11 protein-coding genes are annotated in these 12,318 nt (G+C 58.3%); 6 read left to right on the top strand and 5 right to left on the bottom strand.

Features of this window, described 5'->3' with window-relative positions; translation table 11 throughout:
- Positions 1–68: 68 nt before the first annotated feature.
- A complete protein-coding gene (locus ACM6G4_RS09305) occupies positions 69–1,742 on the top strand; it encodes a putative bifunctional diguanylate cyclase/phosphodiesterase (protein WP_056726344.1) in 1,674 nt (557 codons plus the stop codon).
- Between the two features lie 181 nt (positions 1,743–1,923).
- Here ACM6G4_RS09305 and ACM6G4_RS09300 read toward each other — a convergent pair whose 3' ends face one another.
- Positions 1,924–3,321 carry a NorM family multidrug efflux MATE transporter gene (locus ACM6G4_RS09300; protein ID WP_056726672.1) on the bottom strand — a complete coding sequence of 466 codons (1,398 nt, stop codon included), beginning with the start codon at positions 3,319–3,321 and terminating at the stop codon, positions 1,924–1,926.
- Positions 3,322–3,478: 157 nt separating this feature from the next.
- Here ACM6G4_RS09300 and ACM6G4_RS09295 point away from each other — a divergent pair, with 157 nt between their 5' ends.
- Both ACM6G4_RS09295 and ACM6G4_RS09290 read left to right on the top strand, forming a co-directional pair.
- The gene (locus ACM6G4_RS09295; protein WP_414913537.1) at positions 3,479–4,399 is read left to right on the top strand and encodes a LysR substrate-binding domain-containing protein; all 921 of its coding nucleotides are present in this window, start codon (positions 3,479–3,481) and stop codon (positions 4,397–4,399) included.
- 140 nt (positions 4,400–4,539) lie between these two features.
- Positions 4,540–5,754 (top strand): aldose 1-epimerase family protein, encoded by a 1,215-nt coding sequence (locus tag ACM6G4_RS09290; protein ID WP_414913536.1) that lies wholly within the window; start codon positions 4,540–4,542, stop codon positions 5,752–5,754.
- A 58-nt stretch (positions 5,755–5,812) separates the two neighbouring features.
- Here the strand turns inward: ACM6G4_RS09290 and ACM6G4_RS09285 are convergent, their stop codons facing one another.
- From ACM6G4_RS09285 to ACM6G4_RS09270, 4 genes are all read right to left on the bottom strand, one after another.
- Positions 5,813–7,306: a YifB family Mg chelatase-like AAA ATPase gene (locus ACM6G4_RS09285; RefSeq protein WP_056726347.1), complete on the bottom strand. Its 1,494-nt coding sequence runs from the start codon at positions 7,304–7,306 to the stop codon at positions 5,813–5,815.
- A 168-nt stretch (positions 7,307–7,474) separates the two neighbouring features.
- Positions 7,475–8,275: a hypothetical protein gene (locus tag ACM6G4_RS09280; RefSeq protein WP_414913535.1), complete on the bottom strand. Its 801-nt coding sequence runs from the start codon at positions 8,273–8,275 to the stop codon at positions 7,475–7,477.
- A 100-nt stretch (positions 8,276–8,375) separates the two neighbouring features.
- Entirely contained in the window at positions 8,376–8,822 is a 447-nt protein-coding gene (locus ACM6G4_RS09275) for a hypothetical protein (RefSeq protein WP_414913534.1), read from the bottom strand.
- A 389-nt stretch (positions 8,823–9,211) separates the two neighbouring features.
- On the bottom strand, positions 9,212–9,472 hold the full coding sequence (locus tag ACM6G4_RS09270; RefSeq protein WP_046038993.1) for an accessory factor UbiK family protein: 261 nt from the start codon (positions 9,470–9,472) through the stop codon (positions 9,212–9,214).
- A 408-nt stretch (positions 9,473–9,880) separates the two neighbouring features.
- On the opposite strand from ACM6G4_RS09270, the gene glnK reads away from it, so the two are divergent.
- The 3 genes from glnK (at position 9,881) to ACM6G4_RS09255 (ending at position 12,231) form a co-directional block, all read left to right on the top strand.
- Entirely contained in the window at positions 9,881–10,219 is a 339-nt protein-coding gene (gene glnK, locus ACM6G4_RS09265) for a P-II family nitrogen regulator (protein ID WP_002555808.1), read from the top strand.
- 35 nt (positions 10,220–10,254) lie between these two features.
- Positions 10,255–11,592 carry an ammonium transporter gene (locus ACM6G4_RS09260; protein WP_056726351.1) on the top strand — a complete coding sequence of 446 codons (1,338 nt, stop codon included), beginning with the start codon at positions 10,255–10,257 and terminating at the stop codon, positions 11,590–11,592.
- 213 nt (positions 11,593–11,805) lie between these two features.
- Positions 11,806–12,231 carry a secondary thiamine-phosphate synthase enzyme YjbQ gene (locus tag ACM6G4_RS09255; RefSeq protein WP_056726352.1) on the top strand — a complete coding sequence of 142 codons (426 nt, stop codon included), beginning with the start codon at positions 11,806–11,808 and terminating at the stop codon, positions 12,229–12,231.
- The last annotated feature ends 87 nt before the right edge of the window (positions 12,232–12,318 follow it).

Here is a 12,318-nt window from a genome sequence, read left to right as displayed (position 1 = left end):
ATTGTCATTGGTCATCGGAACGGCATAATGCCCGTCGCCTACATCTTTGCAGAGTCTAGGGAGCTAGCTTGTCTACGCCTGTCGAACCCTTGCGTTTGCTGCTACTGGCCGAAGAGCCAGCGTGGGCAGCGTTGTTGCGCGAGTGTCTGGCTCCTATGGGGAGCTCGGCCGTGCTCATCAGCGCGCCGAGTTGGGAGTCGGTCAGCAGCCTGTTCGATGACAACCACAGCGCGGTGTTATTGACCATCCCGCAACTTCAACCGGCGCCGGGTCGTTGCAGCCTGCCGACGGTGTTGTTGCTCGACCATGAGCCGCTGACCCCGCCCGACGGCGTGAGTGACTGGCTGGTGCGCGACCTGCTCGATCCCGGCATGTTGCGCCGTTGCCTGCGCCATGTGCGCGAACGCGGCGTCCTGGAAAACACGCTGCAACGCCTGGCCGAGCAAGATCCGCTGACCGGCATCGCCAACCGTCAGGGCTTCCAGACCCTGTTGACGGCACGCCTGGCGGAAAACGACGGTCGTGGCCTGGCCCTCGGTCATCTCGACCTCGACAACTTTCGTTATGCCAACGACGCCCTCGGCCATCAGGCCGGTGACCGCCTGATCCTGCAAGTGGTGGCGCGGCTCAAGAGCCAGCTTGAGGTCGGCGATCAACTGGCGCGCCTGGGCAGTGATGAATTCGCTCTGCTGATCGACACCCGTCGCGCTCCCCAGCGTGCGGAGTGGATGGCCGAGCGCATCAGCGAAGCGCTGGCCGAGCCTTATTGGGTCGATGGCGAAAGCCTGCTGATCGGCTCCAGCCTGGGCATCGCCTACGCCCGGGCCCAGACCGGCGCGGATCCGCTGATGTGGCATGCGCACATCGCAATGCAGCAGGCCAAAAGCACCCAGGGCTGCACCTTTCACATTTTCAACGAGCGTATCAACCGCAATGCCCGCAGCATCGCCGACCTGGAAACCGAGCTGCGCCGGGCACTGCGTCGCGATGAGCTGGAGCTGCATTACCAGCCACGGCTGAACCTCGAAGACGGGCAAATCGTCGGCCTCGAAGCTTTGGTGCGCTGGCGGCATGCCGAGCGCGGCTTGCTGCCACCGAGCGAATTCGTGCCGCTGGCCGAGCAAAGTGGTCTGATTGTGCCGCTGGGCTACTGGGTGATTTCCCGCGCCTTGCGCGACATGCAGGCGTTGCTTGAACTTGGAATGCCGCCGTTGCACATGGCAATCAACCTGTCGTTCCGGCAGTTCCAGGACAGCCAGTTGCTGTCGACCCTGAGTCGCCTGATTGCCGAGCGCGGTGTCGAGGCGCAGTGGCTGGAGTTCGAGCTGACCGAGACCGCCGTGATGCGCCGCAGCGATCTGGTCAAGCAGACCATGGACGCCCTAGGGCGCCTCGGCGTGCGCTTCTCCCTCGACGACTTCGGTACCGGGTTCTCGTCGTTTGTGCACCTCAACAGCCTGCCGATCACTTTGCTGAAGATCGACAAGAGCTTTGTCGGCGGTATGGAGCAGCGTGAGGAAAACCGCAAACTGGTCCACGCGATGATCAACCTGGCGCACAACCTCAACCTCGAGGTGGTCGCAGAAGGCGTGGAAACGCCGGAGCAACTGGATCTGCTGCGCGGGTTTGAATGCGATCAGGTGCAGGGGTATTTGATCAGCAAACCATTGCCGCTGGCCGAGCTGGTGGAGTACCTGACGTTTGGCTCCAGTCAGCAGCCGATGCTGGAAGTCGTGAGCTGACCGCAGACCGATGTGGGAGGGCTTCTGTGGCGAGGGGGCTTGCCCCCGTTGGGTCGCGAAGCGACCCCAAATCCTGCAACCGGGTTATGTCAGGTACATTGCATTTTCTGGCTTTGCGGTTGCTGCGCAACCGAGCGGGGGCAAGCCCCCTCGCCACAGGGCTCGCTCCCACAGGGGGATCTCAATCTGGCTGAGCGACTGTGAAGCCATTCTGTGACGTCGACTCGCGCCGAATCATCCGCTTCATCTTCCACTCAAACCCCAGCGTCAGGCTCACCGCCGCACACGCCAGCCCCAGCGCAAGGCCCCACCAGACGCCCGTTGGCCCCCAGTCCAGGTGGAACGCCATCCACCACGCCGCCGGTGCGCCAATCAGCCAATAGCAGCCCAGGCCGACGAGGAAGGTGGTCTTGGCATCCTTGAGCCCACGAATGCAGCCCATGGCAATGGTTTGCACGCCGTCGAACAGCTCGAACCATGCCGCCACCGCCAGCAGGCTCACGGCAAGGTTGATGACATCGCGAAACGCCGGGTCGTTGTGGTCGAGAAACAGGCCGACCAACTGGTTTGGCAGTAGCCAGAAGACCATGGCGAAACACAGCATCGCCGCCGCCCCGAACGCAATGCCGACCCGCCCGGCCAGCCGTGCATCCAGCAATTGTCCGGCACCGTAGTGCTGGCCGATGCGCATGGTGATCGCATAAGAAATCCCCGCCGGGACCATGAACGCCACCGAGACGATTTGCAGGGCAATCTGATGCGCCCCCAACTGCGTGCTGCCCATGGTGCCCATGCACAGCGCGGCGAAAGCAAACAGCCCGACTTCCACCGCGTAGGTGCCGCCAATCGGTAGGCCCAGGCGCCACAGTTCCTTCAGGTACGGGCGGTTCAGCCGCGACAGACCCTGGCGTAGCGGATAGGCGTTGTAGGCCGGATGCCGACGAATGTGCCAGGCCAGCGCCAGCGCCATGAGATTGGCGACAATCGCAGTCACGAGCCCGATACCCATCAGCCCCGGTTTCGGCAGACCGAACATGCCGGTGATCAACGCATAGTTGAGCAAAAAGTTGGCAACCGTCCCGCCCACGCTGATCACCATTACCGGTGTTGCGCGGCCGATGGCGCTGGTGAACCCGCGCAGGGCCATGAAGCTCAGATAGCCGGGCAGGGCGAACGGCAGGAAGATCAAAAATTGACCGGCCGCGTTGACGTTGGTTTCGGTCTGCCCGAACAGCAGCAAGACCGGTTTGAGGTTCCACAGCAGCAAACCGGCAACCAGCGCCATCAACCACGCCAGCCACAGCCCGGCCTGGGTCAGCCGGGTAGCCCCGACAATATCGCCAGCACCCTGACGGATCGCCACCAGAGTGCCGACTGCTGCAATCACGCCGATGCAGAAAATCGACACGAACGAATAGGTTGCCGCACCGAGCCCACCACCGGCCAATGCCTCGGGACTCAGGCGCGCCATCATCAGGGTGTCGGTGAGGACCATCAGCATGTGTGCCAACTGCGAGGCAATCAGCGGCCCCGCCAGCCGCAGGATGGCCCAGAGTTCAGTACGTGCTGGATGCTGCATGGTCATCACGCTCGATTATCAAAGGGAACAGGAAAGACCGATTCTCGGCGCTTTGCGGGGTTTGCACAAAGGGATAAAAAGGATGGATAGCATGATTCAAACTCATGCTGGAGAGTTTCTGCTAGGGTGGGCGAACCCCGCAGTAGGAGCTTTCCCAATGTCCCGTCGTCTTCCTCCCTTGTATGCTCTGCGCGCATTCGAAGCGGCGGCGCGACACAGCTCGTTTACCCGTGCGGCCGAAGAACTGTCGATTACCCAAAGTGCAGTCAGTCGGCATATTCGTACGCTCGAAGAGCATTTTGCCTGCCGCTTGTTTCACCGCAGTGGCCGCAACCTGCAACTGACCGAGTCGGCCCGTTTGTTGTTGCCGGGCATTCGCGAAGGCTTCACCGCCCTGGAGCGGGCCTGCAATACCTTGCGCGCCGAAGACGACATCCTGCGCATGAAAGCTCCCTCGACCCTGACCATGCGCTGGTTGCTGGCGCGCCTCAGTCGCTTCCGTCATCTGCAGCCGGGCAACGAAGTGCAATTGACCAGCGCGTGGATGGACGTCGATTCGGTGGATTTCAACCATGAACCTTTCGACTGCGCCGTCATACTCAGCAACGGGCATTTTCCACCGGACTGGGAAGCGACTTTCCTGTTCCCCGAAGAGTTGATTCCCGTGGGCGCGCCAAATCTTCTGAAGGATCAACCGTGGGACGTTGCGCGTCTGGCCAGTACTGAGCTGCTGCATCCGACTCCGGACCGCCGCGACTGGCGCAACTGGCTGGAGCGCATGGGGCTGGCCGATGAGGTGTCGCTCAAGGGCGGACAGGTATTCGATACCCTGGAGCTGGGCATGATCGCCGCCGCGCGGGGCTATGGCGTGTCCATGGGCGATCTGCTGATGGTGGCGGAAGATGTAGCCCAGGGACGCCTGAGTTTGCCTTGGCCGACCGCCGTCGCCAGTGGTGAGAATTATTACCTGGTCTGGCCGAAAACCCGCCCTGGCGGCGAGCGTTTGCGTCGCCTCAGCGATTTCCTGCAAGGCGAGGTCCGGGCCATGGAGTTACCGGATGTCGAACGCCTTGGCTGAATCGATGGCATCGACTCAATTCCGTTTGCCCCCCCATCTACGGATCAATTGTCTTTCTTGGCATTTTCTCGACTTATGTTCTTGCTGAAACGTTTCATCAAGTTTATAAAAATGGCACAACTCCAACAAAGGCGATTGCCATGACCCCACTCAAACTCGTCGTTGCCCTCAGCGCACTGTCCGCTGCCTCCCAAGCACTAGCCTGGGATTACGTCCTGCTCGACACCGACAAGGCCGCCCAGAACTGGCAAGTCACCAGCCAGCAACTCGGCATAAAAACCGATAAACCTTTCAGCGTGACCCTGCGCACCTTGCACGGCGGTCGGCAGGAAGGCGTCAGCATCGTCGACATCGATAACGGCACGATGAAACTTTCGGTAGTTCCAACTCGCGGCATGAACGTCCTGCAGGCCTCGGTCGGTAACGTGCGCATGGGTTGGGATTCACCAGTCAAGGAAGTGGTCAATCCGTCCTTCATCGAGCTCAACGGCCGTGGTGGCCTGGGCTGGCTGGAAGGCTTCAATGAGCTGGTCACCCGCTGCGGTTACGAGTGGGTCGGCCACCCCGGCATCGACAACGGCGAACTGCTGACCCTGCACGGTCGCGCTGCCAATATCCCGGCCAACAAAGTCACCTTGCACATTGATGAAAAACCGCCGTACGCCATCAGCCTGCGCGGCGAGCTGAAAGAGCAGGCTTTCAAGAAAGTCGACTTCTCGGTCGCGACCGAACTGGTCACCGAGCCCGGCAGCGTAGCGTTCGCCCTCAACGACACCCTGACCAACAACGGCGACTATCCGAAGGAATACCAGGCGCTGTATCACAGTAACTTCAGCACCCCATTCCTGGAGCAAGGCGCCCGCTTCGCTGCGCCGGTGAAACAGGTGTCGCCGTTCAACGATAAAGCCAAAAGCGATTTGCCGGACTGGCAAACCTATCGCGGACCGACCAAGGACTACGACGAAACGGTTTACAACGTAGTGCCTTACGCCGATGCCAAGGGCGATACATTGACCGTCCTGCATAACAAGGCCGGCAGCCTGGGCGTCTCGGTTGGTTTCAACACTCAAACACTGCCCGTGTTCTCCCTGTGGAAAAACACCGATACCCAAGGGCAGGGCTATGTCACGGGACTGGAGCCAGGCACGAGTTTTTCCTACAACCGCCGGTATCAGCGGCCACTGAACCTGGTGCCAATCATTGGGCCGAAGGAGCAGAAACAGTTCCGCATCAGCTACGGCTTGCTGGCGGATAAGACCGCTGTGGATAAGGCGTTGAAGCAGGTCAGCGAGATTCAAGGTGGGCGGGAGACTGAGGTGCGGCAGACGCCGTTGGTTGACCTTACCAAGGGTTGATTTTCGCCGTCTTTGCGAAAAGCCGCTTATTGGCCGGAAAAACGCTTACAAATTTGAGCTACTGGCTTGTTGGCCGATATTGCAGTGCTTCGGCCAAGTGCTCGCGTCTGATTTCATCGACTTGTTCAAGGTCCGCAAGAGTGCGCGCTACTTTGAGCAGTCGATGGGCCGCTCGCAGTGACAAGGTCAGTCGTTCACACGCCGTCTCCAGCCAGGTTTCGTCTGTTGTGGATAACTTGCAGTGTCTGCGCAGGCCCGGCAAGTCGAGAAAGGCATTGGCACAGCCTTGGCGCTTTTGTTGCCGTTCGCGTGCATCGGCAACCAACCCGGCGGCGGTGGCAGTGTCGTCGCCGGGTTTTAACGCAGGATTCAATGCCGTGGCTTCGCGAGCAACCGTCAGGTGCAGATCAATACGATCCAGCAGTGGCCCCGACAGTTTGTTGCGATAGCGCTGAACCATGTCCGGCGTACAGGAACAACGGCCACTCGGTTCGCCAAGATATCCACAGGGGCAGGGATTCATCGCGGCGACCAGTTGAAAGCGCGCCGGAAAGCGTACGCGGTCCTTGGCGCGAGAAATCACGATGTGGCCGGATTCCAGTGGCTCTCTCAACACCTCCAATACCTTGCGATCAAATTCCGGGAGTTCATCGAGGAACAGCACGCCATGGTGAGCGAGGGTGATTTCGCCCGGTTGCGGTTTTGAGCCACCGCCCACCAGTGCCGGTCCTGAGGCGGAGTGGTGTGGCTGTCGGAAGGGGCGCTGTGGCCAGTGGCTCAGTGGTACACAACTGGCGACGGATTGAATCGCTGCGACTTCCAGTGCTTCGCTCTCGGCCAGGGGTGGCAGCAGCCCTGGCAATCGGCTCGCCAATAGCGTCTTGCCTGTACCCGGTGGCCCGCTGAATAGCAGGTTGTGCGCACCCGCCGCTGCAATCAGCAGTGCGCGTTTGGCTGCCATTTGCCCCTGGACTTCATTCAAGTCGGGATAGGGTTTGCTGGCGTAGAGCAAACCATTGGAGGCGTAAGGCTCGATGGGTGTGTGCCCATTGAAATGCGCCACCGCCTGCAGCAGATGGTCCACTGCGATGACCTTCAACCCTGACGCCAGGCAGGCCTCTTCGGCATTCGCCTGCGGCACCATCAACCAGCGCCCGGCCTTGCGCGCCGCCAATGCCGCCGGCAGCACTCCACGGACCGGCCGCACTGCACCGGAAAGCGCCAACTCCCCCAGGCACTCCACGTCATCCAGCGTCAGCGTCGGCACCTGCACACTGGCCGAGAGAATCCCCAGGGCAATCGCCAGATCGAATCGCCCGCCATCCTTGGGCAAATCAGCGGGCGCCAGATTCAGCGTGATCCGACGCGCAGGAAACTGCAGCCCCGAATTGATGATCGCACTGCGCACCCGGTCTTTGCTTTCCTTCACCGCCGCCTCGGGCAGGCCGACCATGGTCAGCGACGGCAAACCATTGGCCAGATGGACTTCAACAGTGACGGCTGGCGCCTCCACGCCGACCTGGGCGCGGCTGTGGACGATGGAGAGAGACATGGTCGTTCCTTGAGTTAAACGGGGCCGCTTCCTGCGGGTTGTTGAAGGGTAGTCGTGGAGTCTGGCCGGAGAGTAGGGAAACGTTCGCAGAATGTTGCCGAAGCCACGATCTTTAACAGCAGCCAAACACTGCGTTCGGCTGCGGTCATTTATTCCGTGTGTAAAATATTATGTTGCGACAGATTCTTTGGGAGAGGTTTTGTTGGCAAACAAGCTGCTGTCACCCTTAATGATTTTACTGACGAAGTTTTCAGTATCCTTATTCTTATTGCCTTCTGCGATATGCGTAAAATAGTTGAAGTCTAAATCTATCCAGCCCTTAAGTTTGGTTTCGTAGTCGCTTGGATACTGTGCTTGCACCACTGGAGGCAGACCCTTGTAATGCTCAAGGACATTTTGGAAGAGTGTGGTGAGTTTTCCGGTACTGTTATATTCATATTCTGCTTCGGCCGCCACTTTCTGCTGCCATGCAAACTCTTGTTTGGCTGATTCTTCCAATGCTGCCCGTCTTTCATTGACGGTAAAGGTGCCGCTGTCATCGTAAGTTATTAAGTCCAGTTGATCCATGGGCATCCCCGAAAACGGATTTTTGCCGACTCCGTTTGTATACTGTGTCGCACTTTTGGCGCGCGCTAATAATGTGGGGTTGTCCGAGTCGGGAACTTCAGAGTCGTATTTTGATTTATTGACAGTATAATTAGCGCCCTCCAATTCGTTGAATGTGTTTTTAGCCATCGAGCTGAGTTCCATTCTAGTTAGGCGTGCATCCCGGGCCTGTGCACGTACTGAGGCTTCGCTCAATTGGCTCGCTAGCGTGGAAACGGTACTGCTATCTCGTGCGTTGCCAAATGGACCTTGGGGCGTGCTTTGGTTGATACCTGGGTTTTTGTTGGGAGTCGCTGTCAATTTTTTTGTTCCTGCCAGCGCATGGTTGCTGTTAGCTGCAGAATTGTTTAGTAAATTGACCATTTTTTGAAACTCCCTGTTCGATGACTAGAATATGATATATCACTTGATAATGTTGATGTTTCAGCAAAGTCTTACAAGCTCCTTAAGGCCCGCTAAATGCTTACTTCATGGTGATTTTTACTGACCAGGCATAGGAGGACGGATTTGTTTTAGTTACTTTTATGGTGCAGGTGGCCCCGCCACCAGGCGTGGCTGTATTATTCCACTTTGGAATTTTACTCGCGCCATAGCCAGGAGCAGTCACAAATGTAGCTAAGTAAACACATTTTTTGTTGCCAATCTGATATCGAAAATTAGCATGGTTGTAATCAGGTGATATCTGGCTTTGTATGGTGTACGTATTCGAGCCATTTGCAATCACGGAGGCTTGTGGAGTAGGTGATGCGTTTACTTTTGTTATAGCTTCGTTGTTAGTTATGGGGGTGTACGTAGCAGTCTGTGTTCCAAGGTTCATGAATGTGACCGTTACAGGTGGTCCCGCGACAACTGGGCCTGTATAAAGTGCAGTCAATGCGAAAGTGGCAATCAGAGCCTTATAGGTTTCCAAGGGTATTGCTCCTTGTGGTGTTATGAATATTCCTTTGGGTGTATCGCACTCGTCATAATCCATTATTCAAGCTGGACTGAGTTTTTTTCCGAGCGAGTGCAGCGCTCGCGCTTTGAGAAGTGAGATTAGAAAGGGTGGATTTGAGGCGCAATCAGACCGCGGACGAGAACGTTGTAGGGTGTTGCCGGGATTACTGCGGGCGGAAAGATCGCAGGCTCGGCAATTCCTACAGGTAAATCTGAAGGTCGTTCTGACTTTATCGCGAGCAGGCTCAGATGCGGGCTTGAGATCGAGCCTGGGGCAGGTCCTACAGATGAAGCGCAAGGTCGTTCCGACCTTCAATCGCCAGCAGGCTCGCTCCCACAGGGGGCTGCATTTCACATCAGAATTTATTCGGTCGGCGGATTCAGCTTCGCTTCCAGCTCCGCCACCTTCGCCTCAAGGCTCTCCAGTCGCGCCCGGGTGCGTGCCAATACAACCATCTGACTATCGAATTCTTCCCGACTCACCAGATCCAGTTTGCTGAAGCCGCTTTGCAGCAACATTTTGAACTGGCTTTCGATTTCGGCTTTCGGCAGAGGCGTATCGCCGCTGAAGAGGCGGGAGGCGGTGCCGGTGAGGGCGTCGAGGAAGTCTTTTGGCGCGAGCATGGGCAATGTCCTGGAAACAATGACGGGCAGTGTATCACGCAGTGTCTATAGTCATTTGCGCGGGCAAGGGATGCACACTTTTCGCGCATTGGGACGGACGGTGCCGCACCGTTGTTGTGCGTAACCCGGCGAGTGTTGTTGCGATATGGCGGACATCTGCCGGCAAAAGATTGAAAACTATGAGTTTTGTGGAGATGGCAAGGTTTCTGCTTAGATGCTGGTGACCCATGCACTGATGCAGTCACTGTGACGAACGCAGTGCGCCAAGCGAAGCGGGGGAGTGTTTCGTGAGGAGCGTCGGACGGGCAGGTCAGGGCCGACGATGCGTTACAAAGCCAGGCACTGCGCTTAGACTTGAGTCGGGTTTGTTTTCCTGGGGCAAGTCCACCAATTCGGGAGAGAGTTTTCATGAAGCTAGTCACTGCCATCATCAAGCCGTTCAAGCTGGACGACGTACGCGAGTCGCTGTCCGAGATCGGCGTGCAGGGCATTACCGTCACTGAAGTCAAAGGCTTTGGTCGGCAGAAGGGTCACACCGAGCTGTATCGCGGCGCGGAATACGTGGTCGATTTCCTGCCCAAGGTGAAGATCGACGTCGCCATCGACGACAAGGATCTGGACCGGGTAATCGAGGCCATCACCAAGGCTGCCAACACCGGCAAGATCGGTGACGGCAAGATCTTCGTGGTCAATCTGGAACAGGCGATTCGCATCCGTACCGGCGAAACCGATACCGACGCAATCTAAGCCGCCACAAACCCAACGCCCCAGGAGAAAACAATATGACTCTGCGTAAATTCGCAGGGCTAGGAGCCCTGTTGTCCATCGTAATGCCCAGCCTTGCTCTGGCGGCAGACGAAGTGGCGGCCCCAGTCCTCAACTCCGGCGACACCGCCTGGATGATGACCTCGACGGCCTTGGTGCTGTTCATGACCATTCCCGGCCTCGCGCTGTTCTACGGCGGCATGGTTCGGTCGAAAAACATTCTTTCCGTGATGATGCAGTGCTTCGCCATTACCGGTCTGATCAGCGTCCTGTGGGTCATTTATGGCTACAGCATCGCGTTCGACACCACGGGCATGGAGCAGGGCGTCGTCAACTTCAACTCGTTCTTCGGCGGCATGGGCAAGGCATTCCTCGCCGGCATCACGCCAGCCAGTCTGACCGGCCCTGCGGCGCTGTTCCCTGAGGCGGTATTCGTCACCTTCCAGATGACCTTCGCGATCATCACCCCGGCGCTGATCGTCGGTGCGTTCGCCGAGCGGATGAAGTTCTCCGCGATGCTGGTGTTCATGGGCATCTGGTTCACCCTGGTGTATGCGCCGATCGCGCACATGGTCTGGTCCGGCAACGGCGGCCTGATGTGGGACTGGGGCGTGCTCGATTTCGCCGGTGGCACAGTGGTGCACATCAACGCCGGTGTGGCTGGTCTGGTTGCCTGCCTGGTGCTGGGCAAGCGCAAGGGCTTCCCGACCACGCCGATGGCTCCGCACAACCTCGGTTACACCCTGATGGGCGCGGCCATGCTGTGGGTTGGCTGGTTCGGTTTCAACGCCGGTTCCGCCGCTGCGGCCAATGGCACCGCCGGCATGGCGATGCTGGTAACTCAGATTGCTACCGCCGCTGCCGCACTGGGCTGGATGTTTGCCGAGTGGCTCACCCACGGCAAGCCTAGCGCACTGGGCATCGCTTCGGGCGTGGTTGCCGGTCTGGTGGCAATCACCCCGGCTGCCGGCACTGTCGGCCCGATGGGCGCGCTGGTAATCGGTCTGGCGGCTGGCGTGGTGTGCTTCTTCTGCGCCACCACCCTCAAGCGCAAGCTCGGCTATGACGACTCCCTGGACGCCTTCGGTGTGCACGGTATCGGCGGTATCCTCGGCGCAATCCTGACCGGTGTGTTCGCTGCTCCGTCCCTGGGCGGCTTCGGCACCGTGACCGACATCGCCGCGCAAGTGTGGATTCAGTGCAAAGGCGTGGGCTTCACGGTGATCTACACCGCGATCGCTACATACATCATCCTCAAGGTGCTGGATGCGGTCATGGGCTTGCGTATCAACGAAGAAGAAGAGGCGGTCGGCATCGATCTGGCGCTTCACAACGAACGCGGCTACAACTTGTAAGCAAGCGCTAAAAAAACTGCCCGGCTTGCCGGGCATTTTTTTGTCTGGAATTTGTCGTTGAAGGCTGGGCTGAAAGGTTTTTTCCTACAGGTTTTACGATGTTTACATCGGGTGTTTTTGTGCAGCCAAAGGCTTACAGGATTGAAGGAATATTAGGGCCTTTGTTTTTTCCCAGAGCGCGCTAGAATGCGCCCCGAACGTGCGGAGAACTGTATGTGGCAACAGACTCTGATTACCTTGCGGGCGAGGCCCCGGGGCTTTCATCTGGTAACGGATGAGTTACTCGCCGGCCTGCCTGAACTCAAGGCGTGTCGGGTCGGTCTGTTGCATTTGTTGCTGCAGCATACCTCGGCGTCGTTGACCATCAACGAGAACGCCGATCCGGCGGTACGTCGCGACTTCGAACGATTTTTCAATCGTCTGATCCCACAAGGAACAGACGGCTATGAGCATAACGACGAAGGCCTGGACGACCTCCCGGCGCACTTCAAGGCCAGCGTGCTTGGCTGTCAGCTCAGTTTGCCGATTTCGGCAGGCCAGCTGGCGTTGGGGACCTGGCAAGGCGTTTATCTGGGCGAGCACCGTGATCATGGCGGTGCCCGTAAAGTCCTCGCCACCGTACACGGTGAAGAGGCATAGCCGCTGGTCAGCAGCGGCTGTTGAATTTTTTCCTGCTGCCTTCGACAGAGGGCAAAGCTGGGCTATAACTAATCTGCTTTTCGCAAG

Origin of the sequence: Pseudomonas sp. IT-P258 (assembly GCF_949767825.1) — a bacterium.
In the GTDB taxonomy this organism is placed as follows: domain Bacteria; phylum Pseudomonadota; class Gammaproteobacteria; order Pseudomonadales; family Pseudomonadaceae; genus Aquipseudomonas; species Aquipseudomonas monachiensis.
This window is presented reverse-complemented; position numbering and strand designations above follow the sequence as displayed.